This window comes from Brevibacterium senegalense (assembly GCF_000285835.1).
GTDB lineage: Bacteria > Actinomycetota > Actinomycetes > Actinomycetales > Brevibacteriaceae > Brevibacterium > Brevibacterium senegalense.
Map to the genome: position 1 here is coordinate 191,593 of NZ_HE978606.1, position 23,866 is coordinate 215,458.

Consider the following 23,866-nt stretch of genomic DNA (forward strand, 5'->3'; position numbering starts at 1 on the left):
GCCGCATGCTTCCCTCGCCGCGGTTGTCCCAGTGCGGGAATAGCCCCGCCGCGGGCCCCGTTCCCTCCACAGTTGCTCAGGCGTCCGCGCGTGTCACCCGCCACATGTGTGACGTCCGGACGGCATATGACGCTCGTTCGGCGGTCGGGCGCCGGCAGATGGGAGAATCGGGTCCATGACCACTCAGCAGAACCTCGCGGCTTCGTCGGCCTCCAGCGCACCCGCCGCGGCAGCTCCGTCGTCCCCGGCCACTCCGCGCGATCGCGTCCGCCTGCGCGCTCCGGAACTCACCGGCCGGCGGTGGATCAACACCGGCGGCGATGACCTGAGCCTCGAGGACCTGCGCGGCAAGATCGTCCTGCTGGACTTCTGGACCTTCTGCTGCATCAACTGCCTGCATGTCCTGGACGAGCTGCGCCCCATCGAGGAGAAGTATGGCGACGTCCTCGTGACGATCGGCGTGCACAGCCCCAAGTTCGAGTTCGAGCGCACCGTCGAGGCGGTCGACCGCGCCGTCGAGCGCTACGGCGTCGAGCACATCGTCCTGGACGACCCGGACCTCGTCACGTGGCAGGCCTACACGGCCCGCGCGTGGCCCACCCTCACCCTCATCGACCCGGAGGGCTACATCGTCGCGTCGATGTCCGGCGAGGGACACTCGGCGGGCCTCGCGTCCCTCATCGAGGAGCTCGTCGAGGAGCACGCCGCGAAGGGCACCCTGCACCGCGGCGACGGCCCCTACGTCCCGCCGGCACCGGTCGAGCGCGACCTGTCCTACCCCGGCGAGGTCATCCGGCTCAGCGACATCCCCGGCCACGAGGGCAACCTCCTGGTCGCAGACTCCGGCCACCACTCGCTCGTCGAGTACGACCCCACCGGCACGCAGATCATCCAGAGGATCGGCTCGGGCGGCCGAGGGCGCGAGGACGGCGCGGGGGACACCGCGCGGTTCTCCGAGCCCGGCGGCATGACGGAGCTGCCGCGCGCGGTCGCCGAGCAGGTGGGCTACGACCTCGTCGTCGCGGACACCGTCAACCACCTGCTGCGCGGCGTGCGCCTCACCGGTGACGCCCCCGTCGTCACGACGCTGGCCGGCACCGGCGAGCAGTTCATGGTGGGCGCGAACGACAACGTCGTGGGCAGCCCCGGCGCGCAGGCGCCGTTCGAGGCCGACGGCCCAACGATCCGCCTCTCCAGCCCGTGGGACGTCCTCTGGGCGCCGGCGACAGAGCGCGTCATCGTCGCGATGGCCGGCAACCACACGATCTGGGACTTCGACCCCGCCACCGGTGTCATCCGCCAGCTGTCCGGCACGATGAACGAGGGCCTGCGCGATGCGACCGCGCCCGGTGAGGACGCCTGGTACGCGCAGACGTCCGGCCTGTCCCTGTCCGCCGACGGCACCGTGTGGCTGGCCGACTCGGAGACCTCCGCCCTGCGCCGCCTGGACCCCCGCGACGGCACCGTCACGACGCAGGTGGGCGTGGGCCTCTTCGACTTCGGCTTCCAGGACGGACCCGCCGCCGAGGCCCGCCTCCAGCACCCGCTGGGCGTCGCCGAGCTGCCCGACGGCTCTGTCGCGATCGCGGACACGTACAACGGCGCCATCCGCCGCTATGACCCAGTCACGGAGACCGTGTCCACGCTTGCGCGCGGCCTCGAGGAGCCCTCGGACATCCTCGTCGTCCTGCCGGAGCACACGGAGGGCGACGACGCCGAGGCCGCGGAGCCCCACCTGCTCATCGCGGAGTCCGCGGCCCACCGGCTGACGGCCATCGCGATCCCGCGCGAGGCGCTCGTCGTGGCCGAGGGTGCGCAGCGCACGAAGCGCCCCACGACGACGATCAACGACGCATCCCTCGATCTGGAGATCGGCTTCACCGTGCCCGCCGGACAGAAGCTGGACGACCGGTGGGGCGATCCCACGCATCTGCAGGTCTCCTCGACACCGCCGGAGCTCATCACCGCAGGCGCGGGCGGCGAGGACGGACTCACCCGGTCCCTCACGCTCAACCCGGAGGTCTCCTCCGGCGTCCTCCACATCACGGTGCGGGCGGCGGCCTGCGACGGCGAGCCCGGCGGCGAGATCCCGCTGCACGCGGCCTGCCACCTCTACCAGCAGGACTGGGGCATCCCCGTCGTGCTGGACCCCGCCGGTGAGTCGAGGCTGCAGTTGGACCTCCGCGGCACGAACTGAGCGATGGGCACGACCTGAGCGCGCGGCGCACCCCGCGGGTCACCGCTCGCCCAGGTTCCCGCCGTCGTCCGTCGACGCGTCGCCGGACAGGCTCGCGGCCAACGGCTGGATCCGCGGCTGCCCGTCGACGATGGACACGGAGGCGGTGAAGGTGAAGGGGACGTCCTCGTCGATGTCCATCTGAGCCGCCGTCACGATGTCGCGGTAGTGGCCCGTGATGTGCGCGGTGCCCTCCGCGGGCTCCGTCACGAGGCGGCGGCGCTCCGAGGACAGGCTGACGTCCGGGTACTCGACGATCTCCCACTGGACGTCGTCCTGGAACTCGTTGACCGAGTCCAGCCCGAACGTGCACCCGGCGGGCATGAGCGTCGTCGCGGTCGCGCACTCCTCGAGGTGCTCCCGCACCAGCCGCTGGACCTCGGTGAGGAGCCGGTCGGTGGGCTCGGCCGCCAACCGGACCTCGACCTCGGGCGCGGTGCCGTCGACGACGGCGTTCTGGACGTCCGAGCGGAACCACTCCTCCGCGAACCCGGCGCTGTACTCGACCGGGTACAGGACCGGCAGGCCCTCACGGGGGACGGGCACGTCCGCGCTGTTGAGATGCAGCGTCGAGGCGCCGTCGACGACGAGATCCAGCCGCGGCAGCTGACCGGGATCGATGAGCCATTCGGGGAACAGGCCCCACAGCCCTGTGCGGCGCACCAGCGCGACGTCCTGCGAGCGGGTGGTGCCGGCCAGGTCGTAGCGGACGTGCGCAGTGGCGGTGTCCCCGTCGACCTCGACGTGCGTGACGTTCACGCGGGTGGGCAGCGACGGCGCCCCCTGGAGGGCGGCATCCGTGAGCGCCCAGCCGTCCGTCACGTCGCCCAGCAGCAGGCGGTCGACGGCCGCAGTCGCATCGCCGCGCTCCAGTGCGCCGAAGTAGGCGGAGACCGTGCGCGCCGGACCGTAGGCGACGAAGCCCAGGACTGGGACCGCCGCGACGGTCAGGACGATGACGAGCAGCCCGGCGATCGCCAGTCGCCGCGCGCGTCGCCCCGCAGTCTCAGATTCCACCGTGCCGGTCCCTTCGTCGCTCACACCTCGACCGACCATACGTGGATCCGCTGGGTGTCCACCTCCGCCCACAGGCGCGATCCCATGCGGATGCGGCTCAGCTGGGTGGTGAGGTCCGGGCCCAGGCCCGGGTGGAGGACCGCCCACGCGCCCGAGGCCGGGGCCAGCTGTGCTGATGCGCCGGGTTGGTCCGTGCGGCTGGGCTGGTCGTCGGCCGGCTGGTCGGCCTGCTGCGGCTCGCCGCCCTGGTCCGGTGTGATCGCAGCCCAGGCGCGGCGGGGGGAGGCGTCGAGGACGTCGACGACCAGCGGCAGACCGGCCTCGTTGTCGACGGGGGAGAGGCGGACCTGCAGGGTGTCGCCGTCGTCGCGGACGCCGATGACGATCGTCTCGAAGACGAACTCGCCGCGGAAGGCGGGATCGAACTCGTCGACGGACAGGGTGACGGCGTCCGTGGGGATGGCGAGGTAGACGGGGCCGTCCAGCTCCGTGCGGCGGCGCACCTGCGAGTGGCCGATGCTCAGCCATCCGCGCCGGGCCAGGCCGGACATGACGTTCGCTCCGCCCAGCGCGGCGGACAGGCCGCCGCGGGGTTTGCCCAGGATGGTCGTGACATCGCCCTCCTGCGCCACCTGCTCCGCGTCGAGCTCGATGATGCGGGCGTCCAGCACCAGCGCGTCGACCGGCGAGTCCGTCGAGAGGACGGCGCCCAGGGAGTGCGCGGTGAGTTCGCGGGCGAGGATGGTGCGCAGCCCCGCGCGCTGGTGGCCGGGGACGCCGGCCAGCGGCGCGTCGAGGACGATGTGCGTGGTGGCGGGCGCATGGGCGCCCACGAGCGCGACCGCGGCGATCCGGACGCGTGCGCGGCCGGTGGCGTCGAGGTCGGACAGACGCGTGCGCGGCCCCACCTCGGAGGCGAGGCCCACGCGCGTGAGCACCTCCTGCTGGAGGGCCGGATCCGTGACACCGGAGTGCGCTCGCAGCCAGCGGCCCACGCGCTCGCGCGCCCCGCGGCCGGCTGCCGCGGGGGCGGGCACGGGCCGGACCCCGGTGCGGGTCCCGACCGCACGCAGCACGGCGGTGACGTCGTCCTCGCGCCCCATGAGGACGAGTGCGTCACCGCCGTGCAGCGGCTGGGTGCTGAGAGGGTCGCCGGAGAGCCGGATGTCGCTCAGGTCCAGGGAGGACGCGGTGCGACGGGACGACTCTCCGCCTGCGGTCATCGGATCAGAACTCCGCGGGGTCGGACTGCGCGCCGCGACGGCGCGTGAGGACGACCGCGGCGGCACCCACGACCAGCAGGCCGGCGCCCAGCGCCACACCCGTCAGCTCGGTGCCGGTGCGGGGCAGATCCGCAGCGTTGCCGGAGCGCGAGTCGTCGGACCCGCCGCCGGAGCCGCTGTCGCCGGATCCGTTGTCACCGGAGTCGTCGCCGGAGTCGTCCGAGCCGCCGCCCTGGGCGTCGTCCTCGTCGTCGTCGCGCTCGACGTCCGAGCCGTTCGTGACGACCTGGAACGCGCCGGTGAGCTCCTCGTCGAAGTCCTCGATCGCGACGGACACGTTGTACGTGCCCAGCACGGCCTTGCCCTCCGGGTGCAGGCGGAAGACGGCGGTGCCGTCCTCGTTCGCGGTCTTGTCGACCTCGAAGCGCGAGACCTGGCCCTGCGCGTGGGTGACCGTCATCGTGACCTCGGCCTCCGGTGCCGCGTCCGACAGCGTGATCGTCACGCCGCCGTCCGAGTCGGAGAACGCGTCCGAGGTGAGCTCGGTGGGATCGATCGACAGGTCCGGATCGACGGTGACCTGCGGGTCCTCCGTCGCCGACTCCGTGGGCTCGGGCGTCTGGGACGGCGTGGCCGTCTCCGTGGGCTCGGCCGTCTCCGTCGGCTCCGCGGTCTGCGTGGGCTCCGCCGTCTGCGTGGGCTCGTGCGTGGCGGTCTCCGTGGGCGCAGGCGTCTGCGTCGGCTCGGCCGTCTTCGTGGGCTGCTGCGTCGGAGTGGGCTTCTGCGTGGGCTCCGCGGTCTCCGTAGGCGTGGGCTTCTGCGTGGGCTCCGCCGTCCGGGTGGGTGTGGGAGCCGGCTCTGCGGTCTTGGTGGGCTCCGCGGTCGCGGTCTTGGTGGGTGCAGGCGTCTGGGTCGGCTGGGCCGTCTCCGTGGGCCCCGCCGTCTGCGTCGGCTCAGCCGTCTGGGACGGGGTGGCGGACGGGCTGGGTGCCTGCGTCTCGTCGACCTTCTCCACGACCTCGAACTCGACGGACTGCGAGCGCTGCTCCGACTCCAGATCGGTGAGGTAGAGCTTGTAGGTGCCCTCCGGCACCTTCGCGCCCTCCGTCGTCGTGAAGAAGTAGCGGCCGTTGACCTCGCCCGCCTCCGTGACGGTGAGCTCCGACGGGGGCGTGTAGTACGAGCCGTCCGTGCCGACGACGGTGACGGTCGCCTTGCCCTCCTCCGTGAAGCCGGTGCCGGAGAAGCGGATGCCCTTGTTCTTGTCCGCGATGTCCTTCTGCGAGACCTGGTCGGTCTCGAGGATCGCCTCGGGGGCGGCCTCGGAGGCTGCCTGGGTCGTGGCGGTGGAGTCCGGCGTGGACGTCTCCGGGGCGGAGGAGTCCTGGGCACCGTCGGTGGGCTGGACGGTCGCGGGACCGCCCGTGGGGATGTGGTCGGGGAGCTCGATCGAGTCGGAGCTCTCAGACGGGTTGGGGGAAGCAGCGGATGCGACAGCAGGAACGGCGATGATGCCGGAGATCGCGGCGGCTACTGCGGGGGCAAGTACAAGACTCTTGGAAGTCTTCACAGTGAGGCCTTTCGGTCGGTGTGGCACACGACCGCGCAGTCAGCGATATCCTCCCGGCACCCTCTGGCTGAAAGGGGAAGGCACCAACGTGCGCGGGCGTACTCGAAGCAACTGTATAGCATGTGCGGCCCTCGATCGAGAGAATCTGAGTCGGAACTGTGAATTCCGGGGGTTGAGTGGACGTCGAGAGGGGCGACGCACGGGCGGCGGATCCGGTGTCCGGGGGGCGTCGCCGGGGGCGTCGACCCGGGCATTCGCCGCGCGGTACTGTGGCCGGGTGAGCCTCCTCTCAGATCGTGACATCAGGGCAGAGATCGCCGCGGACCGGGTGCGGCTGGACCCGTTCGATCCCGCACTCGTCCAGCCGGCCAGCGTCGACGTGTGCCTGGACCGCGGCTTCCGCCTGTTCGACAACCACAAGTACTCGGTCATCGATCCGGCGACGGACCAGCCGGAGCTCACCCGCCTCATCGAGGTGGATCCGGGCGAGCCCTTCGTCCTGCACCCCGGCGAGTTCGTGCTGGCGGCGACCCTCGAGCGGGTGACACTGCCGGACGATGTCGCCGCGCGACTCGAGGGGAAGTCCTCGCTGGGGCGCCTGGGTCTGCTCACCCACTCGACGGCGGGCTTCATCGACCCCGGCTTCACCGGTCACGTGACGCTCGAGCTGTCGAACGTGGCGACGCTGCCCATCACGCTGTGGCCCGGTATGAAGATCGGGCAGCTGTGCTTCTTCCAGATGTCGTCCGCCTCCTCCTCGCCCTACGGGTCCGCGGGGAACCTCAACCGCTACCAGGGCCAGCGCGGCCCCACGGCTTCGCGCGCCCACCGCGACTTCTACCTCTCGCCCGAGTTCGCTCAGGCGGCGTCCGGCACTGAACAGGTTGCGGCGTCGGACAGCGAGCAGGGTGTGTCGTCGGACATTCAGGCGGAGTGAGCGCGATGTCCTCCGATCCGCAGACGGACCCCCGCCTCGCGGCGTTCGCCGGTTCGCACCTGCTCCTGCTGGACCCCGACCTCGAGCCCTCCGACGTCATCGGTCTGCTGCGCAACCTGCGGCCCGCCCTGGACGCCGGCGACGCCCTGGCCGGGGAGGGCGGGGCGCGCTCGTACCGACTCTCCCGACACTCGCAGCTGTCGGGGCCGTTCCCCGTCGACGCGGCCATGGCCCGCGCACTGGTGCTCCCGGCGGATGTGAGTGCCGTCTTCGCGCTGTCGTGCCCCCGCGATCGCGAGCCGACACCGCCGCCGGAGTGGATGCCGGACGTCGACGGTCTGGCTTCTGCCTTCCCGGCGGGGTTGCCCTGCCGCGAGGAGGGTCGTGTGCTCGACGAGATCCTCGCGGTCGCCCGGCGCCTGCGCCTGGCCGTCCGACTGGCGGATGAGCCGGGGATGCACGTCCGCGTGCTCCGCCCGGATGCGGACCTGACGCCCAACCTGTTCGTGTACTCGACCAACTGGCTGCCACCGGATCTGCTCCTGCGGCACGTGGCGACCGTCGCCCCGCAGGTGCGTCACCCCCGCCCGCCGCTCGACCGGCGCGGCGCGCCGCCGGCCGAGCCGGTCGAGCTGGACGCCTACGCGGTCGAGGTCCCCCTCGAGGAGGAACTGGGCCCGCGCGCGGGCATCATCGAGATCCAGGTCCACGAGGACGAGTACCTCCCGCCGTCGCTGGTCCCGCACCTGACCGGGACGCAGATCGTCTACACCCTCCGCTGGGTCGACACGGACAATGTGGGGCGCTTCCCCGATGCGGACGAGGAGCTGCGGGGGATCCGTGCGTTCGCGATCCGCACGCTCGAGGCCTGCGCCGCCGCGATCATGACGGCCGTGGGCGGCGCGGCGGTGGACGAGGCGGGCTTCTTCGTCTCCGCTCAGCAGTTGCGGGGCGGGGCATGATCCTCTTCGCGTCAACGTCGCGCAAGCCGCCGTCCGCATTCTGGAATCTCGATTCGGAGCGGCCCTTTCCCCTGTGGAACAATCGTCATACGCGACAGGCAGACGGCAGCGAGGGGTGAGACCATGAGTGTGCTGCTGGGATTCCTGTTCCTCGCAGCCGCAGTCGCCCCCCTCCTCTTCCGCCTCCTGGGCCGCTCCAGCTTCGTCCTGCTCTCGCTCGCCCCCTTCGCAGGCCTCGCCTATTCGCTGACACTCATCCCCCAGGTGTTCGGGGATGCGCCGCCACGAGTCGAGGAGCTGGGCTGGATGCCCCAACTGCTCCTCTCGGTCGTCCTGCGCATGGATCCGCTGTCGTGGATCATGAGCCTGCTCGTCACGGGCGTGGGCGGCGTCGTGTTCCTCTACTGCGCCCGGTACTTCGACGAGGACGAGGTGCGGATCGGACGCTTCGCGGCGGTCCTCATGGCGTTCGTCGCGATGATGTACGGACTCGTCGTCGCGGATGAGCTCCTCACCCTCTTCATCTTCTGGGAGGGCACGACGGTGTTCTCCTACCTGCTGATCGGCCAGTACGCGGGCCGTCAGCAGTCGCGCAGAGCCGCGCTGCAGGCCCTCGTCGTCACGACCTTCGGCGGACTCGCGATGCTCGTCGGGATGATCCTCCTGGGGGTCCAGTACGGCACCGGCCTGCTGTCGGAGATCGTCGCGACGGGCTTCGACGGGACGCCGCTCACCGGGTTCGCCATCGCCCTCGTCCTCATCGGCGCGCTCTCGAAGTCCGCGCTCGTCCCGTTCCACTTCTGGCTGCCGGGTGCGATGGCCGCGCCCACCCCCGTGAGTGCGTACCTCCACGCCGCGGCGATGGTGAAGGCCGGCATCTACCTGATCCTCCGCCTGGCCCCGGGCTTCGCGGACATGCCGTACTGGCGCGAGGGCCTCGTGGCGCTGGGCCTGCTCACGATGCTGCTGGGCGGGTGGCAGGCGCTCAAGGAGACGGACCTCAAGCTGATCCTGGCCTACGGCACGGTGTCGCAGCTGGGCTTCATGACCGTCATGGCGTCGTTCGGCCACCGCGACATCACGACCGCGGCGCTCGCCCTGCTGCTGGGTCACTCGATGTTCAAGGCGACCCTCTTCCTGACGGTGGGCATCATCGACCACCGCGTGGGCACGCGAGATCTGCGCAAGCTGTCCGGATACGGGCGCGCCTACCCGCTCATCGCGGTGTTCGGCACCGTCGCGGCGGCCTCCATGGCGGGCCTGCCGCCCACGATGGGCTTCATCGCGAAGGAGGCGGTGTACGGCACCCTCCTGGACCAAGGCAGCAAGCTCGCCGTCGTCGCCCTCATCGGGGTGTTCCTGGGATCGGTGCTGACGGTCGCGTACTCCGCGCGCTTCGTGTGGGGCGCCTTCGCCTCCAAGCCGGGCGTCGAGCCGTGCACGAGCACGGCGCCGGACGGTCCGCTCTTCACGGTGGCCCCGGCCGTGCTCACAGTGCTGACGGTGGCGGGCGCGTTCGCCGCGGGCCTCATCGACCGGATGGTGACGCAGTGGTCGTCGACGCTGCCCATCGGTCCCGCCTCCCACCCGCAAGAGGCGTACCACGTAGCGCTCTGGCACGGGTTCGAACCGGCGCTGCTGCTATCCGCGCTCACGATCGCCGCGGGCCTCACGATGTTCGCGCTGCGGAAGCAGGTGAGCCTGTTCCAGGCGGCGATGCCCGACGGCCTCGACTTCCACGCCGGCTACCGCGCCATCATCGCGGGTCTGGAGCGGCTGGCCGCATCCGTCACGGCGCGCACCCAGCGCGGTTCGATGCCCTTCTACCAGGGCGTCATCTACGTTGTGGCGGTCGCCACGCTGGGGATCACCCTGCTCATGAACGACGTGTGGCCGGCGGAGTTCGTCTGGCTGGACAGTGCCGTGCAGCTGTTCCCCGCCGCCATCATGGTGATGTCCGCGATCATGCTCACGCAGATGACGAAGCGCTTCGCCGCCGTCGTCGTCTCCGGGCTCACGGGATACGCGATGGTCGTCTTCTTCGCGGTGCAGGGCGCTCCCGACCTCGCGCTGACCCAGATCCTCGTCGAGACCACGACGATCGTCGTGTTCGTGTTCGTGCTCCGTCGCCTCCCCGCCCGGATCGGTCGCGGCGACAGCCGGCTCAACCCGGCGCTGCGAGCGGTCATCGCCGTCCTCTTCGCCGTCGTCATGATGGTCGTGACGGTCGTCGTGATCGGCGCCCGCCAGCACCTCCCCATCTCCGTCCACTTCCCGCGGCTGGCCTACGACGGAGGCAATGGCGAGAACATCGTGAACGTCACCCTGGTCGACATCCGCGCGTGGGACACGATGGGCGAGCTGGCCGTCGTCATCGCGTGCGCGATCGGCGTCGCGAGCCTCGTCTTCGTGACCGGCCAGGGCGATCGACTCGCTCCGCTGAGCGGGGGCCGCAAGGGCCGCTCGCGCTTCGCGCCGGTCACGGAGACCGTCCGCCCCCGCAGCATGGCGACGCCCAGCCCGCAGGAGTCACTGGCGAGGGCCGTGCCGCCGCGGCCGGACCACGACACCGCCGCGAAGGAGGCGGAGGACAAGCGCGCGGCCTGGCTGCTGGCGGGCCGTACCCTGGCGCCCCACAACCGCTCGATCGTGCTCGAGGTCGCGGTGCGACTGCTCTTCCACGCGTTCCTCGTCTTCTCGATCTACCTCCTGTTCGCCGGCCACAACGCGCCGGGCGGCGGGTTCGCCGCGGGCCTGGTCGCGGGCATCGCATTCATCGCCCGCTACCTGGCCGGAGGCCGGTACGAGTTCGCAGAGGCGGTGCGCCTGCCCTCGGGTCTGCTCATGGGCATCGGCATGCTGCTGGCCGCCGGCACGGCCGCGGCCGGATTCCTGTGGGGCGAGGCCGCGCTCCAGTCGTTCTACCTGTCGACGGAGCTGCCGGTGCTGGGCTACGTGAGCTTCGGCTCGTCCGTCATCTTCGACGTGGGCGTCTACCTCATCGTCATCGGCCTGGTCGTGGGCATCATCCGCAGCCTCGCGGCGGAGGTCGACATCCAGCTGGTCGAGGACGAGGAGCGCATCGCCAACGAGCTGCCCGGCGAGGTGGAGAGCGGCGAGTACGACCGGATCCGGGAGATCCTGGGGCGGACGGACCGGCTGGACGTCGACGGCACGAGCGCGGGAGGCCGACTGTGACCGTTCCCCTCCTCCTGGTGCTCACGATGGGTGTGATGTACGCGGCCGGCATCTACCTCATGCTCGACCGCTCGCTCACCCGCGTGCTGCTGGGCTTCCTCCTGGTGGGCAACGCGACGAACCTGCTGCTCATCCTCGCCGCGGGTCGACCGGGCGGGCCGCCGCTCACGGACGGGTCGGACTCCGGGATCGACGGGATGCTCGATCCGCTGCCGCAGGCGCTCATCCTCACGGCGATCGTCATCTCGTTCGGCCTCACCGCGTTCCTGCTGGCGATGATCTACCGCTCGTGGCGGTTCGTCCGCGACGAGTCGCTCCAGGACGACCTCGAGGACATGAGGGTCGCGCACGACACCCGTGAAGCCGGTGAGGAGGCCGGCACCAGTGGCGAGTACGAGGACACGGAGTTCGGCGACGAGGCCCTCGACCCTCTGGACGACGACGCGCCGGACCTCGACGAGGACGGGACGCCCCAGGAGCGCGAGCGGATCCGCGAGGCGCACGAGAACGCGACCGGCGGTCATGCGGCCCAGGACCAGCAGAAGGAGGACGATCGATGATCGACGTCTCCGGTCTCCTGCTCGCTCTGCCGATCATCCTGCCGCTGCTGGCGGCGGGCGCCACGCTCATCACGCTGCGCAGCTCGCGGGTGCAGGCCGGCATCACGATCGCGACGCTCAGCGCGACGACCGTCGTGTCCGTCCTGCTCCTGCTGCTGGTCGACCAGCAGGGTCCGCAGGTGCTGGCCGTGGGCGGCTGGGCGCTGCCCTTCGGCATCGGACTCGTGGCCGACCGGTTGGCCGCTCTGCTGCTCGTCGTCTCCAGCATCGTGACGCTGAGCGTCTACCTCTACGCGGTGGGCCAGGACTCCTCCGATGCGGAGGTCTCCGACGACACCCCCGTCTCGATCTTCAACCCCGCCTACCTCATCCTGTGCGCGGGTGTGTCGAACGCGTTCCTGGCCGGCGACCTCTTCAACCTCTACGTGGGCTTCGAGATGCTGCTGTCCGCGTCCTACGTGCTGCTCACCCTGGGCGCGACGACGGAGCGGATCCGCGCGGGCGTCACGTACATCGTCATCTCGCTCGTGTCGTCGCTCATCTTCCTCGCGTCGATCGCGCTCATCTACGCCGCGACCGGCACCGTCAACATGGCGCACCTGTCCGAGCGGCTCTCCGAGCTGCCGGCGGACATCCAGCTGATCCTGCACGTCGCGCTGCTGATCGGCTTCGGCATCAAGGCAGCCGTCTTCCCGCTCTCGTTCTGGCTGCCGGACTCCTATCCGACGGCGCCCGCACCGGTCACGGCCGTCTTCGCGGGTCTGCTCACGAAGGTGGGCATCTACGCGATCATCCGGACCGAGACCGTCCTCTTCGCGACCTCCGATCTGCGCGTGCCCCTGCTGGTCGTCTCCGGCCTCACCCTGCTCGTGGGCATCCTGGGTGCGATCGCCCAGTCGGACATCAAGAGGATCCTGTCCTTCACCCTCGTGTCGCACATCGGGTACATGCTGTTCGGCGTGGCGATGGGCACGCATCTGGGTCTGGCCGCGGCGATCTACTACACGATGCACCACATCGTCGCGCAGACTGCGATGTTCCTGGCGATCGGCCTCCTGGAGCTCCGCGCGGGCTCGACCTCGCTGCGCAGACTGGGCGGACTCGCGACGCTGGCGCCCTTCATCAGCGGCCTCTACCTCATCCCGGCCCTCAACCTGGCCGGCATCCCGCCCTTCTCCGGCTTCATCGGGAAGGTCGCCCTCTTCACCGCGGGCTTCCACACCTCCGACTGGCTGGTGGGGACACTCGTGGGCATCGGCACGCTCACCTCGCTGCTGACCCTCTACGCGATCGGCAAGTCGTGGAACCTGGCGTTCTGGCGCGATGCGGCGGACGCGGACGAGCCCACCCCCGCGCTCGTCGAGGAGGCGAAGGAGCGTCGCCTGGCGCTCGCGCAGAAGGGCCATTGGACCTCGCGGAACCGTTCGCCGATCCTCATGGTGGCCGCCACGACCGCCATGGTCGTCGTCTCGTGCCTCCTCACGGTCCTGGCGCAGCCGCTGTGGCAGATCTCGACCAGGGCCGCGGACGGTCTCATCGGTCCGACCTCGTACTCATCGACCGTGCTGGACGGCGAGGGCGCGGACGGTGTGGGCGACGGCCGCTACGCTCCCGTGCCCGAGGAGGACGAGTGATGGGCGCGCGCAGACGCAAGAGGCAGAGCTTCGTCGAGCAGCTCCTCTACTTGGTCGTGCTCATCCTCGTGTGGGTCTTCCTGTGGGACTCCGTGAGCGTCCTGACGATCCTGAGCGGCCTCGTCGTCGCCTTCACGGTCGTGCGGGCGTTCTATCTGCCGCCCATCCAGCTCTCCGGTCGGTTGAACCTCCTCTACGGCACCGTCTTCGTGTTCTGGTTCATGCTCAACGTGCTCCTGTCCTCGATCCAGGTGGCCTGGCTGACGGTGCGGCCCAGACCGGTTTCCGCGGGCTCCGTCGTGGCCGTCGACCTGGCGACGCGGTCCGACCTGCTCATCACCCTCGTCACGATGGTGAACGGACTGATCCCGGGGTCGCTCGTCATCGAGATCGACCGGGCCCGCGCGGTCGTCTTCGTCCACGGGCTCAACTGCGCCGATGAGGAGGAGATCGAGAAGGTGCGGGAGAAGACGCACCAGATCGAGACGCTGCTCATCTACGCGATCGGGTCGCCGCACGACATCGAGGCACTCAACGACGCGCGCCGCGAGCGGGGCCAGCCGCCGCGTCTCGAGAGCCTCACGATCCGCGAGCGCGCGCGTCGTGCTCGCCAGCTGAAGGAAGCGAGGGGGAACGGATGACCGCCGATGACGTGATCCCGCAGTCGACTCTCGACACCCCGCTGGCTCAGATCACCGGCCTCGTCGTGGGCCTGATCTTCCTGGCCGCCGCCATCATCGCGATCATCCGGATCGTCCGCGGCCCGTCCATCCTCGACCGCATGATCGCGACGGACGCGCTGCTGGCGACGATCATGTGCGCGCTGGGCGGACTGCTCGCCTTCACGGGGCGGGCGGATCTGCTGCCGGTCATGCTCGTCATCTCGATGTTCGGCTTCGTGGGTGCAGTGGGCGTCTCCCGGTACGTGTCCCGCGCGGACCTGCGCACGACCTCCCGCTACCGCAGGATGGGGCGCGAGGACCACCGCACGGGATCGATCGGCACCGTCGAGGGAGTGGAACCGGGCGTGCCGGAGTCACGACGCGGGGCCGGGGACGGGAGCGAGCGCGCATGATCCTCGACGTCATCTCCGCGCTCTGCATCATCGGCGCGGCCCTGCTGTCCCTGGCGGCGGGCATCGGCGCCCTGCGGTTCCCCGACCTGCTCTCGCGCATGCACGCGGCGTCGAAGCCGCAGCTGTTCGGGCTGGTGCTCGTCATGTTCGCGGTGGGCCTCCAGACGCTGCACTGGGGCCCGATCTCCACGATGATCCTCATCGTCCTGTTCCAGCTGTTCACGGTTCCGGTCGCGGCCCACATGATCGGCCGCGCGGGCTATCGGACGAAGCACCTGCGCCGTTCCATGCTGTACCGTGACGAACTGGACGACGCGGTCGCGCGCGCCCACGCGCGCGACGTGGCGGAGCGGGAGCGGGCGGCGGCGGAGAGCGCGTCGGCCGCGGAAGTACAGGACGCAGCGGCAGACAGGACGACACACCACGATGACGAGCCCGACGCGGGGCGCTGACCCCACTGCACCCCTGGTCCTTGTGGCCGATGACGAACCGGACGTCCTGGGTTCCGTCGTCCCCTTCATGGAGCGCGCCGGCTTCCGCGTGATCTCCGCGAACGACGGCAAGCTCGCCCTCGACGAGATCCGCCGGCACGGCCCGGACGCGTGCGTCCTGGACGTCCTCATGCCCGGGGCGGACGGCCGCGAGGTGCTGCGGACGCTGCGCCGTGAGGAGAACTGGGTGCCCGTCGTCCTCCTCACCCAGGTGGGCGAGGCCGTCGAACGGGCCATGGCGCTCGAGGAGGGCGCCGACGACTACCTCAACAAGCCCTTCGACCCGCACGAGCTGGTGGCCCGCGTCCGCGCCGTTCTGCGCCGGACACGGAACGACGGTCCGCCGCTGGCGACGGCCTCGGTCCTCACCTCCACCTTCGGACTGGCCCTCGACCGGGTGGGACGGCGCGCGTGGCTGGGCGAGCGGGAGCTCGTCATCACCCCCAAGGGCTTCACACTGCTCGAGTACCTCATGATGCACGCGGACGAGCTGGTCGAGCGGTCCCGCCTGCTGGAGGTCCTGTGGGGCTTCGACGACGCGGTGGGCACGCGCGCGGTCGACTCGCGCGTCGCGGAGCTGCGCAGGGTCCTGGGGGAGGACGCCGCCGACCCCCGCTGGATCGCGACGGTCCAGGGCCGCGGCTATCGGTTCGTCGCGTCCGTCACCGGCGCGGATTCGCTGAGGTGAGCGCATGAACTCCTATCTTGTCTTCGAGATCCGGGTCTGGCTCCTGCTGGTCCTCATCCTCCTCGTCGCGGTCGGACTCGCGGTGGGCGTCTGGTTCCTGCTGCGCTGGATCCGCCGGTCGCGGGAGGAGGAGGTCGCACAGACCCAGGCGAGCGCGGACGCGGACGCGATGCAGCGGCGCAATCGGATGCTCATCCGCCTGGACCACGAGCTCAAGAACCCGCTCACCGCACTGCGCACGTCCGTCGCGACGGTGCGCTCCGCCGCCGAGGACGACGTCCCCGACCGGGCCGTCATCAGTGCCTCCGCGCGCCAGATCGACACGTCCGCGCGCCGGGTGGCGCGCCTGCTGGCGGACCTGCGGAAGCTCGCGGACGTCGAGTCCCGCGCGATCGACTTCCAGCGGGTCGACATGGACATGCTGGTCCACCAGGCCGTCGAGGACGCCCGCACGGCCCCGGGTGCGGAGGACCGCATGATCGTCGCGACGGTCGCGCGCGCACCGTGGAAGCTGCCGGACGTGCTGGGCGAGGAGGATCTGCTCCTGTCCGCGATCCTCAACCTGCTGGGCAATGCGATCAAGTACTCGTCGGACACGGACACCGTCGAGCTGCGTGCGAACGAGCAGGTCATCGACAAGCACCGCTGGGTCGTCGTCGAGGTCGCGGACACCGGCACCGGCATCCCCGTCGACGAGCAGCAGGTCGTGTGGGACGAGCTGCACCGCGGCTCGCGGGTCCGGCAGGTGGCGGGCTCCGGCATGGGCCTGTCGCTGGTGCGCGCGATCATCTCCCGGCACGGCGGCTCCGTCGAGCTGTTCAGTCAGGAGGGCGTGGGCACGGCCGTCCGCCTCGTCCTGCCGGTGCTGGGCGATGCTCCGCCCCCGGGCGAGCTGGAGGGCTACGGCGCGAAGGCCGCGGCGGCGTCGCGGCCGGTCCAGCCGTTCCAGGACCAGAAGTCGCACTCCGGCTCGACGGGCGGGCAGATGCTGCCGCCGCGCGAGCCCAACTCGGAGGAGCGCCGCATCATGGGCACGCCGCGCCGCACGTCGAAGCGCCGCATCCAGAACGTCAACGGCGAGCTCGTCGACACGAGCACCGGCGAATCACTGGGCCCCAGCGGCGAGCACCCCGCTCCCGGGACGCCGGGCTACGACTCCGGTCCCTATCGTCGGTTCAAGCCACCGCACCCCGGGCCCGAGGCCGCACCCCCGCAGGTGCCCGCGCACGGTCCGCACTCCGGCCAGCAGCCGGTCGCCCCGCCCGGTCCGCAGGCCGGACCCCACTCGGGCCCCCCCTCCGGTGCACACTCGGGTCCCCAGCCGCAGGCCGGCCCTCATTCCGGCCCCCAGCCGCAGCGTCCGGGGGAGGGTTCGCAGTGAATCGCGGTGCCGCCGGCCGCTGGGCCGTCAGCACGGCCGCCGCTGCCGCCGTGCTGCTGGTGAGTGGTTGCGGCCTGGTGGGCGTGCGCCTGTCCGATGAGGCGGGTGCGCCACTGCGGGTGGGCGCCCAGCCGACGATGGGCCCGGAGCCCGAGCCCACGGAGACCACCGACCCCGCCCTCGAGGGCATGGAGCTGAAGAACGTCACGTTCTCCGGCGACTGCCCCGCGCGGGTGGGTCTCTACCTCCCGGACGACTGGACGTCGAATTCGACGGGATCGTCGTTCGCCGCATTCCCCACCACGGGCGGTTTCGACGGACCCCGGCTGTCGGTCCTGTGCTCGGATGCGTTCGCGGATTCCGCATCCGCATCCGTGTCGTCGACACAGGAGTACCAGTTCACCGACGACGAGACCCAGGTCGTCGCCGAGCACATGGGTCAGGTGGGTCCCGGCTACTCGTGGGTGTACGAGGCGAACCTGGGCTCCGAGGAGACGATGGCGAGCTTCAGCGACGAGCCCACCACCGCGGTGGCCGCGTCGATCGCCTATCCGATCTCCGGGAAGCTCTACGACCTGAGCGTCACCTATTACTTCAACACGGATGACACGGAGACCCGGGACCAGGCGGTCGCGTCGCTGTCGAACCTGCAGGTCGAGGGCGTGACGGTCAGCAGTCCCGCCGACTGGTGAGCTGAGCGCTCGCGGCCAGCACCCCTGCTTCGGCGTCAGTACCCCTGTCGCGGCGCGGCCTGCGGGACGGGCGTCCCCGTCGCGTGGGCGCGGATCTCGTTGACGCCCTGCACGGCTCCGCGGGCGAACACGGACAGATCCGCGCCGTCGCTCAGCACGGTGTACCCCTTGTCCCACGCGAGGCGGGCCACGTCGAGGGTGGGGCAGAAGAGCCCCAGCGCGGTCCCGGTCTCACGGCCGGCGGCCGCGACCTCGTCCAGCGCGTCGAGGAAGACGGGAGCGTCCCACTGACCCGGCACGCCCAGGTTGGTCGTGAGGTCGAGCGGTCCCACGAAGAGGACGTCCACGCCCTCGACGGCGCCGATCGCCCGCGCGTTCCGCACCGCGCCGGGAGTCTCGATCTGCGGCAGGAACACCGTCGACCGATTGGCAGTCGCCTGGCTGATGGCCGGATCGCCGCCCGCGTAGAGGTCGTGCGCCAGCCCGAAGGCGGAGCCGCGGGTGCCCACCGGCGGGTACTTCATCCACGACACCATCTCCGCAGCCTGCTCCGCGGTCTCCACCCACGGCATCATGATCCCCTCCGCGCCCGCGTCCAGCGCGGTGGAGACGAGGTCCTTCCGGTGCCCGGCGACACGCACGAACGTGGTGATGCCGCTGCGGCGGGCCACGGCGATCGACGCGCGGACCTCATCCAGGGACCAACCCGTGTGCTCCAGGTCGAGGAGGATCCAGTCGTGTCCCGCGCGGGCGCAGATCGCCCCGATCCCCGGCGTCGCGAACTCGAGGGTGAACAGGCCCACCTGCGGAGCGCCCGTGCGCAGGGCGTCTCTGAACGTCGTCGTCATGCTGTCACTGTAGCGAACGCGGTGGAAGCACCCGCGACGCGGTTCGTGGGATCCTTGGGGGCATGGACGCACTTCTCCTCATCGATGCCGCCGCGGACCGCTTCCCGGCAGCCCCTCCCCAGCCCCTGCTCGACCTCGTCGCCGCGTCCGAGGCGCGGGCGGGGTCATCGTGCACGTCGCCCAGGCGGCCCTGGACAACGGCGAGGCGGCCCAGGACAGCACTCGGGCCGTCCAGAACAGCGTCGCGGTCGAGGTCGACGGCACCGCCGCCGAGGCCGCGGCTGAGTCGGACGACGCTGTCGCCCCGCCGCGGATCGATTCCCTCGTGGGGACGCGGGAGGACGAGCTCGTGCTCGTCTCCGCGGTGCCGGACGCCTTCGAGGGCGTCGAAGACCTGGCCGAGGGCCTCGACGACCTGGGCGTCGACCGCATCATCCTGGCGGGCTCGAACGTGCGCGGCGGGCTCGAGCAGTCCGGGTACGCGGCCCTGGCGATCGGCTTCGAGCTGGTCGTCGTGCGCGACGGACTGGGTGAGGGCGCAGCGGATCGTGAGGGGGCAGCGGACCCGGCCGCGGCCTCGGGAGCGGACTGGCCAGCCCAGCTGGAAGCCGCCGGTGCGGTGCTGACCGCAGGCGCGGACGTGTGGCTCAAGATGTGACGGTGCCGCGCACGCCCTGGGCATGACAGGGCCGCGCATGTCCGCAGCCGGACGCGACGATGGCCGGGAGCGAATCGCTCCCGGCCATCGTCATGCGTCGTGCGTCTCAGGCGTCAGGGACGCCCGGGGACGGTCTGCGCCACTGGTCAGCCCAGCGCGCCGGCCTTCCAGTCCTCGACGAACTGGCCGTTGTCGCCGACCCACTCCTCGACGGCGCCGTCCAGGTCCTCGCCACCGAAGTTCTCCTCGGAGAACATGACGTTCTCCAGGCTGGCGAGGTTCTCGTCATCGATCACGAGGTTCTTCAGCAGCTGCGTGACCTGCGGGTTGTCCTCCGCGAAGCCGGGACGCGCGAAGTTGAAGATCGTCTCCGCTTCGCCCATCGCGCCCTCGGGATCCTCGAGGTCGCGGACCGGGAACGCGTCGTAGGCCCAGTGCGGACGCCACAGGGTGACGGCGACGTTCTCGCCGGCATCCGTGGACGACTGGAGCTGCGCCAGCATCGCCGGGGTCGAGGAGATCGCGAACTCCCAGTCCTCGAGGCCGTAGGTGGGGATGGCCTCGTCCTCGGTGACGCGGGTCAGACCCGCGCCCGCCTCGATGCCGTACAGCGTGCCGCCGTACTCGTCCTGCATGTCCGCGAGGTCCGCGATGGACTGCGCCGGGGAGTCCTCGTTGACCGCGATCGTGAGCTTCGCGTTGTCGTACCAGCAGCCGGCCGTCTCCAGGTCGTCGCCGTACTGCTCGAGGTAGTCCTCGTGGGTGATCGGCATCCAGCCGTCCATGACGAAGTCGATGTCGCCGCCGGCCACGGCGGTGAACGCCGGGCCCGCGTCGAACGACTCGACGGCGACGGTGTAGCCGTCCTCCTCGAGGACGTGCTTCGTCAGGTGCGCGGCGGCGAAGGACTCGTCCCAGCCGTTGAACGCACCGATCGTGATGTCCGTGTTCTCGTCCGACGCCAGGTCGACCTCAGCGGACTCAGCGCCGGGGCTGCACTCCGCCCACTCGCCGCCGCCGGTGTCCTCCGAGGCCTCCGCCTCCGGGGTGTCGGCGTCGGTGGCACCGCACGCGGTGAGGGTGAGCAGGCCGGCGGCGAGAGCGCCGGTGAGCGGCATGAGTGTTGACTTCTTCATGTCTGGACTCCCTTTCTGTGTGACGTTGGATGTGTCGCTCAGGACGCGCGCTTGGCGCGCTCGAGCGGGGTCTTGCTGCCCAGACCGGCGGTGACGCGGTCCAGGTAGACGGCCAGGATGACGACCGCCAGTCCGGCCTCGACGCCGATGCCCACGTTCAGGCGGCTGATCGCACCCACGACCTCGCCGCCCAGACCGCCCGAGCCGGCCATGCCGGCGAGGACGACCATCGACAGCGCGAGCATGATGACCTGGTTGATGCCGGCCATGATGGTCGCCATCGCCAGGGGCAGCTGCACCTTGAAGAGGATGTGGGCGGGGGTCGCGCCGAACGCCTGTGCGGCCTCGACCTTGTCCTCCGCGACCTGGCGGATCGCCAGCTCCGTGAGGCGGACCCCCGGGGGCATCGCGAAGATGATGGTCGCGAACGCGCCGGGAACGACGCCCACGCTGAACATGACGATCGCGGGGACCAGGTAGGCCAGTGCGGGCATCGCCTGCATGAAGTCGAGGATCGGCTTGAGGATCGTGGAGACGATCTGCGACTTCGCCGCCAGCACGCCCAGGGGCAGTGCCAGGATGAGCGCGACGATGACCGCCACGAGGACGAGCGCCAGCGTCGACATGGCGTTCTCCCACTGGGCCAGGGCCCAGATGGCGTAGAAGCCCAGGACGGTGAAGAGCGCGACCTTCCAGTTCGAGGCGATCCAGGCGATGCCCGCGAAGACGAGGATCATCGCGAAGATGATGAGCGCGCGCAGGACGCTCGAATCCGCGATCGCTCCGTTGTCGACGAGGATCTTGGGGAACGCGAGGATCTGGAAGAGGAGCTGGTACGTGCTCTGCATGAGCCACGTGAAGGCGTCCAGCAGCCAGCCGAAGACGTTGCCGAACCAGGTGATGAAGCTGTCGGCCCAATCGCCCAGCGGGATCCGCGGGTAGAGGAAGTCGAGGAGACTCAGAGCGACGGCGTTCATCGGTCGGCTCCCATCGTGTCGTCGGTCGGTCCTTCGGAGGCGGGATCACCCGGCAGGGGCTCGTCGGGCTCATCGACGTGGCCGGCCCCGGCCGCGGCGATGCCCGGCTTGGGCTCCGGCGCGTCGTCGTCCTGGGCGGTGAAGGCCTCGGCGTCGTCCTGCGGCTCGACGTTCGCCGGCAGCGGGGTGACGGCGGGCATCTCCCCTGTCGACGGACCGACCTGCGACATCGACGAGAGGACCGCGATGCGGGGGATGACGCCCAGCAGGCGGTTGTCCCCGTCGACGACGGCCAGCGGGACGCGGGCGGTCGACGAGGGCGCGAAGAGTTCGGACAGCGGGGTGTCCGGTCCCACGGTGAGGATGCCGTCCGTCTCGACGTAGTCGCTCAGGACCGTGGCACCGTCGCGGGCGGCGCGGACAGCGGCGCGGTCGTCGACCGCGCCCAGCAGGTGCCGGGTGCTGTCGATGACGAAGAGGCCGGAGACCCGCTCGCGCTCGAACAGGCGCATCGCGGTGCGGGGGCCGGCCGAGTGGCGGACCACTGCGGTCGTGTCCTGCATGATCGACGAGGCCGTCAGCACGCGCGTGCGGTCGACGTCCTGGACGAAGTTCGCGACGTAGTCGTCCGTGGGGCGCGTGAGGATGTCCTCCGAGGTGCCGATCTGCGCGATCCGGCCGTCGCGCATGACCGCGATCCGATCGCCCAGGTACATCGCCTCGTTGAGGTCGTGGGTGATGAAGACGATCGTCTTCTCCAGCGTGCTCTGCAGCTCCACCAGCTGGTCCTGCATCTCGCGGCGGATGAGCGGGTCGAGGGCGGAGAACGCCTCGTCCATGAGGAGGATGTCCGTCTCCGCTGCCAGGGCGCGGGCCAGTCCCACGCGCTGCTGCATGCCGCCGGACAGCTGGTTGGGGTACTTGTCGCCCCAGCCGCCCAGGCCCACGGTGTTGAGCCACTCGTCCGCGCGCTCCCGCGCCTCCTTGCGGGGGACGCCCTGCAGATCGAGGCTGTAGGCGGCGTTCTCTCGCACCGTCCGGTGGGGGAGGAGCGCGAAGTGCTGGAAGACCATCGAGATGCTGTCGCGGCGGACCTGGCGCAGCTGGGTGGGCCCCATCGCGCTGATGTCCTTGCCGGCGATCTCGATCGTGCCGTCCGACGGGGCCCAGAGGCCGTTGATCATGCGGATCAGGGTCGACTTGCCGGAGCCCGAGAGGCCCATGACCACGAAGATCTCACCACGGCTGACCTCGAAGCTCGCATCGATGACGGCGGCCGTACCGAGGTCGGCGACCTCTGAACGGTCGGCGCCCGCTTTGATGCGCTTGACGACTTCCTTCTCGTTACGCCCGAAGACCTTCCAGACGTGCGAGGCGCGGACTGCTGACACGTGACCGCATCCTTCCAATCGGGGACAGTGGGCCCGGTGCACCGGCGAGGCCCTCCGGGGCGACCCGAAGGGCGGACTCGGCGGGTCGCCGTATTGCCACGATTTCCGGTGTCCCAGTCTAGACGCGGGTATGTGGAAAACCATGTGGAATCCGGGCTGGAAAGTGGCTGAACATGCGACTGTGATGTGCGACACGCCATCTGACCTGCAAAAACACCCGAAAGTGCTTGTTACCCTATCGTTAGGGTGGTTGTAAGGATTCTTGCGGATCGTTGCCAGGAACCGGCAGAACGGGGGATGGGGGCCGCGCGAGATTCCCACGATGCGGGAGTCGGTGCCGCGGATTCCCCGCTGATCGGTCGGATCCTGAGTGCTGCCCGTGTCTGGGTAGAGTGCCCGCATGACGTCGCGCACCCCACTGAGCCCGCTCCCATTCTCCCCTGGGACCGGTCCCGCGATCATCGTCCCGATCCTCGCCCCGACCCCCGCCGAGGCCGCTGACCGGGCCCGTGCGGCTGCGGCCGCCGCTGGCGTGGACGTGCTGGAGTGGCGGATCGACGAGCACGTGGCCGGGGGGCTGCTGGATGCGGGCGTGCGGGAGGCGGCGGGCACGCCGGAGGTCGACGGGTCCGCGGAGCTGCGCACCGCCTACGACGAGATCGCGGCTCCGGGCGTGCCCGTGCTCGTGACCGTCCGCTCGCAGACGGAGGGCGGCCACTGCCCGGACGACCGCTACGCCGAGGCCGTCGAAGCCGCGATCGCCCTGCGGCCGGCCGCCGTCGATGTCGAGATGGGACGGGAGGAGGCGGGACGGCTGCTGGCGGCGGCCTCGGACGCGGGGGTGTCGACCGTCGTGTCCGCGCACGCGTGGGAGGCGACGCCCACGGCGCAGGAGTTGGACGCGGCCTTCGCGGTCATGGCCGGGAGTGGGGCGGACGTCGTGAAGATCGCGGTGACGCCGCAGTCCACGGCGGACGTCCTCACGCTGCTGGGCGCGACGGCGCGGGCGGCGGAGAGCCTGGACGTGCCGGTCATCGGCATCGCGATGGGGGAGCTGGGGCGGGTCAGCCGGCTGTGCGGCGGCGAGTTCGGGTCCGCGGCGACGTTCGCGACGGTGGGCGAGGGGTCCGCGCCCGGACAGATGACAGCGGAGCAGGTCGCCGTCGTCCGGTCGTACCTGCCCCGCTGAGGA

General features: G+C 70.8%; 21 protein-coding genes. 14 read left to right on the top strand and 7 right to left on the bottom strand.

Features of this window, described 5'->3' with window-relative positions; translation table 11 throughout:
- Positions 1 to 175: 175 nt before the first annotated feature.
- Positions 176 to 2,197 carry an NHL domain-containing thioredoxin family protein gene (locus tag HGBR_RS12565; RefSeq protein WP_019159698.1) on the top strand — a complete coding sequence of 674 codons (2,022 nt, stop codon included), beginning with the start codon at positions 176 to 178 and terminating at the stop codon, positions 2,195 to 2,197.
- Positions 2,198 to 2,236: 39 nt separating this feature from the next.
- Here the strand turns inward: HGBR_RS12565 and HGBR_RS17885 are convergent, their stop codons facing one another.
- Genes HGBR_RS17885 through HGBR_RS19965 form a run of 3 tightly spaced genes read right to left on the bottom strand, consistent with a single transcriptional unit; the run spans position 2,237 to position 6,046 of the window.
- Positions 2,237 to 3,253, bottom strand: a complete 1,017-nt coding sequence (locus HGBR_RS17885; protein ID WP_147522481.1) for a hypothetical protein — start codon at positions 3,251 to 3,253, stop codon at positions 2,237 to 2,239.
- Between the two features lie 20 nt (positions 3,254 to 3,273).
- A complete protein-coding gene (locus HGBR_RS17890) occupies positions 3,274 to 4,476 on the bottom strand; it encodes a hypothetical protein (RefSeq protein ID WP_019159700.1) in 1,203 nt (400 codons plus the stop codon).
- 4 nt (positions 4,477 to 4,480) lie between these two features.
- Positions 4,481 to 6,046, bottom strand: a complete 1,566-nt coding sequence (locus HGBR_RS19965) for an LPXTG cell wall anchor domain-containing protein (protein ID WP_026077576.1) — start codon at positions 6,044 to 6,046, stop codon at positions 4,481 to 4,483.
- A gap of 277 nt (positions 6,047 to 6,323) precedes the next feature.
- Between HGBR_RS19965 and dcd the strand changes: the two genes are divergently transcribed.
- The 11 genes from dcd to HGBR_RS12635 all read left to right on the top strand — a co-directional run bounded on the left by dcd (position 6,324) and on the right by HGBR_RS12635 (position 17,664).
- On the top strand, positions 6,324 to 6,983 hold the full coding sequence (gene dcd, locus HGBR_RS12585) for a dCTP deaminase (protein WP_019159701.1): 660 nt from the start codon (positions 6,324 to 6,326) through the stop codon (positions 6,981 to 6,983).
- A gap of 5 nt (positions 6,984 to 6,988) precedes the next feature.
- A complete protein-coding gene (locus tag HGBR_RS17895; RefSeq protein ID WP_019159702.1) occupies positions 6,989 to 7,945 on the top strand; it encodes a hypothetical protein in 957 nt (318 codons plus the stop codon).
- Positions 7,946 to 8,068: 123 nt separating this feature from the next.
- The gene (locus HGBR_RS12595) at positions 8,069 to 11,143 is read left to right on the top strand and encodes a Na+/H+ antiporter subunit A (protein ID WP_026077577.1); all 3,075 of its coding nucleotides are present in this window, start codon (positions 8,069 to 8,071) and stop codon (positions 11,141 to 11,143) included.
- Positions 11,140 to 11,703, top strand: a complete 564-nt coding sequence (locus tag HGBR_RS12600; protein ID WP_019159704.1) for a Na(+)/H(+) antiporter subunit C — start codon at positions 11,140 to 11,142, stop codon at positions 11,701 to 11,703. Before HGBR_RS12595 ends, HGBR_RS12600 begins: the two co-directional genes overlap by 4 nt.
- Entirely contained in the window at positions 11,700 to 13,337 is a 1,638-nt protein-coding gene (locus tag HGBR_RS12605; RefSeq protein ID WP_019159705.1) for a Na+/H+ antiporter subunit D, read from the top strand. The genes HGBR_RS12600 and HGBR_RS12605 overlap by 4 nt, the downstream gene beginning before the upstream one ends.
- The gene (locus HGBR_RS12610) at positions 13,337 to 13,978 is read left to right on the top strand and encodes a Na+/H+ antiporter subunit E (RefSeq protein WP_019159706.1); all 642 of its coding nucleotides are present in this window, start codon (positions 13,337 to 13,339) and stop codon (positions 13,976 to 13,978) included. Before HGBR_RS12605 ends, HGBR_RS12610 begins: the two co-directional genes overlap by 1 nt.
- The gene (locus HGBR_RS19605; protein WP_019159707.1) at positions 13,975 to 14,412 is read left to right on the top strand and encodes an MrpF/PhaF family protein; all 438 of its coding nucleotides are present in this window, start codon (positions 13,975 to 13,977) and stop codon (positions 14,410 to 14,412) included. The genes HGBR_RS12610 and HGBR_RS19605 overlap by 4 nt, the downstream gene beginning before the upstream one ends.
- Positions 14,409 to 14,864 carry a monovalent cation/H(+) antiporter subunit G gene (gene mnhG / locus HGBR_RS17905; protein ID WP_019159708.1) on the top strand — a complete coding sequence of 152 codons (456 nt, stop codon included), beginning with the start codon at positions 14,409 to 14,411 and terminating at the stop codon, positions 14,862 to 14,864. Before HGBR_RS19605 ends, mnhG begins: the two co-directional genes overlap by 4 nt.
- Positions 14,839 to 15,591, top strand: coding sequence for a response regulator transcription factor (locus tag HGBR_RS12625; protein ID WP_019159709.1), 753 nt, complete (start codon positions 14,839 to 14,841; stop codon positions 15,589 to 15,591). Before mnhG ends, HGBR_RS12625 begins: the two co-directional genes overlap by 26 nt.
- Positions 15,592 to 15,595: 4 nt before the next feature.
- Positions 15,596 to 16,972: a sensor histidine kinase gene (locus HGBR_RS12630; RefSeq protein ID WP_019159710.1), complete on the top strand. Its 1,377-nt coding sequence runs from the start codon at positions 15,596 to 15,598 to the stop codon at positions 16,970 to 16,972.
- A complete protein-coding gene (locus tag HGBR_RS12635; RefSeq protein WP_019159711.1) occupies positions 16,969 to 17,664 on the top strand; it encodes a hypothetical protein in 696 nt (231 codons plus the stop codon). The genes HGBR_RS12630 and HGBR_RS12635 overlap by 4 nt, the downstream gene beginning before the upstream one ends.
- A 35-nt stretch (positions 17,665 to 17,699) precedes the next feature.
- Here HGBR_RS12635 and HGBR_RS17910 read toward each other — a convergent pair whose 3' ends face one another.
- Entirely contained in the window at positions 17,700 to 18,512 is an 813-nt protein-coding gene (locus HGBR_RS17910) for an HpcH/HpaI aldolase family protein (protein WP_019159712.1), read from the bottom strand.
- Between the two features lie 169 nt (positions 18,513 to 18,681).
- Between HGBR_RS17910 and HGBR_RS17915 the strand changes: the two genes are divergently transcribed.
- Positions 18,682 to 19,170 carry an isochorismatase family protein gene (locus HGBR_RS17915; protein WP_019159713.1) on the top strand — a complete coding sequence of 163 codons (489 nt, stop codon included), beginning with the start codon at positions 18,682 to 18,684 and terminating at the stop codon, positions 19,168 to 19,170.
- Positions 19,171 to 19,316: 146 nt separating this feature from the next.
- On the opposite strand, the gene HGBR_RS12650 is transcribed toward HGBR_RS17915, so the two are convergent.
- Genes HGBR_RS12650 through HGBR_RS12660 form a run of 3 tightly spaced genes read right to left on the bottom strand, consistent with a single transcriptional unit; the run spans position 19,317 to position 22,674 of the window.
- A complete protein-coding gene (locus HGBR_RS12650) occupies positions 19,317 to 20,306 on the bottom strand; it encodes a glycine betaine ABC transporter substrate-binding protein (protein ID WP_019159714.1) in 990 nt (329 codons plus the stop codon).
- 38 nt (positions 20,307 to 20,344) lie between these two features.
- The gene (locus HGBR_RS12655; protein ID WP_019159715.1) at positions 20,345 to 21,283 is read right to left on the bottom strand and encodes an ABC transporter permease; all 939 of its coding nucleotides are present in this window, start codon (positions 21,281 to 21,283) and stop codon (positions 20,345 to 20,347) included.
- Complete coding sequence (locus HGBR_RS12660; RefSeq protein ID WP_019159716.1) at positions 21,280 to 22,674, bottom strand: quaternary amine ABC transporter ATP-binding protein; 1,395 nt, start codon at positions 22,672 to 22,674, stop codon at positions 21,280 to 21,282. The genes HGBR_RS12655 and HGBR_RS12660 overlap by 4 nt, the downstream gene beginning before the upstream one ends.
- 400 nt (positions 22,675 to 23,074) lie before the next feature.
- Here HGBR_RS12660 and aroD point away from each other — a divergent pair, with 400 nt between their 5' ends.
- Positions 23,075 to 23,863, top strand: a complete 789-nt coding sequence (gene aroD / locus HGBR_RS12665; protein ID WP_019159717.1) for a type I 3-dehydroquinate dehydratase — start codon at positions 23,075 to 23,077, stop codon at positions 23,861 to 23,863.
- The last annotated feature ends 3 nt before the right edge of the window (positions 23,864 to 23,866 follow it).

What these genes read in the sequence shown, in the direction of transcription:
- HGBR_RS12605 (WP_019159705.1), top strand. Translation starts at nt 11,700, where the DNA reads ATGATCGACGTCTCCGGTCTCCTGCTCGCTCTGCCGATCATCCTGCCG.
- mnhG (WP_019159708.1), top strand. Translation starts at nt 14,409, where the DNA reads ATGATCCTCGACGTCATCTCCGCGCTCTGCATCATCGGCGCGGCCCTG.
- HGBR_RS19605 (WP_019159707.1), top strand. Translation starts at nt 13,975, where the DNA reads ATGACCGCCGATGACGTGATCCCGCAGTCGACTCTCGACACCCCGCTG.
- HGBR_RS12565 (WP_019159698.1), top strand. Translation starts at nt 176, where the DNA reads ATGACCACTCAGCAGAACCTCGCGGCTTCGTCGGCCTCCAGCGCACCC.
- HGBR_RS12630 (WP_019159710.1), top strand. Translation starts at nt 15,596, where the DNA reads ATGAACTCCTATCTTGTCTTCGAGATCCGGGTCTGGCTCCTGCTGGTC.
- HGBR_RS12625 (WP_019159709.1), top strand. Translation starts at nt 14,839, where the DNA reads ATGACGAGCCCGACGCGGGGCGCTGACCCCACTGCACCCCTGGTCCTT.
- aroD (WP_019159717.1), top strand. Translation starts at nt 23,075, where the DNA reads ATGACGTCGCGCACCCCACTGAGCCCGCTCCCATTCTCCCCTGGGACC.
- HGBR_RS12655 (WP_019159715.1), bottom strand. Translation starts at nt 21,283, where the DNA reads ATGAACGCCGTCGCTCTGAGTCTCCTCGACTTCCTCTACCCGCGGATC.
- HGBR_RS17895 (WP_019159702.1), top strand. Translation starts at nt 6,989, where the DNA reads ATGTCCTCCGATCCGCAGACGGACCCCCGCCTCGCGGCGTTCGCCGGT.
- HGBR_RS17910 (WP_019159712.1), bottom strand. Translation starts at nt 18,512, where the DNA reads ATGACGACGACGTTCAGAGACGCCCTGCGCACGGGCGCTCCGCAGGTG.
- HGBR_RS12610 (WP_019159706.1), top strand. Translation starts at nt 13,337, where the DNA reads ATGGGCGCGCGCAGACGCAAGAGGCAGAGCTTCGTCGAGCAGCTCCTC.
- HGBR_RS12650 (WP_019159714.1), bottom strand. Translation starts at nt 20,306, where the DNA reads ATGAAGAAGTCAACACTCATGCCGCTCACCGGCGCTCTCGCCGCCGGC.
- HGBR_RS17890 (WP_019159700.1), bottom strand. Translation starts at nt 4,476, where the DNA reads ATGACCGCAGGCGGAGAGTCGTCCCGTCGCACCGCGTCCTCCCTGGAC.
- HGBR_RS12595 (WP_026077577.1), top strand. Translation starts at nt 8,069, where the DNA reads ATGAGTGTGCTGCTGGGATTCCTGTTCCTCGCAGCCGCAGTCGCCCCC.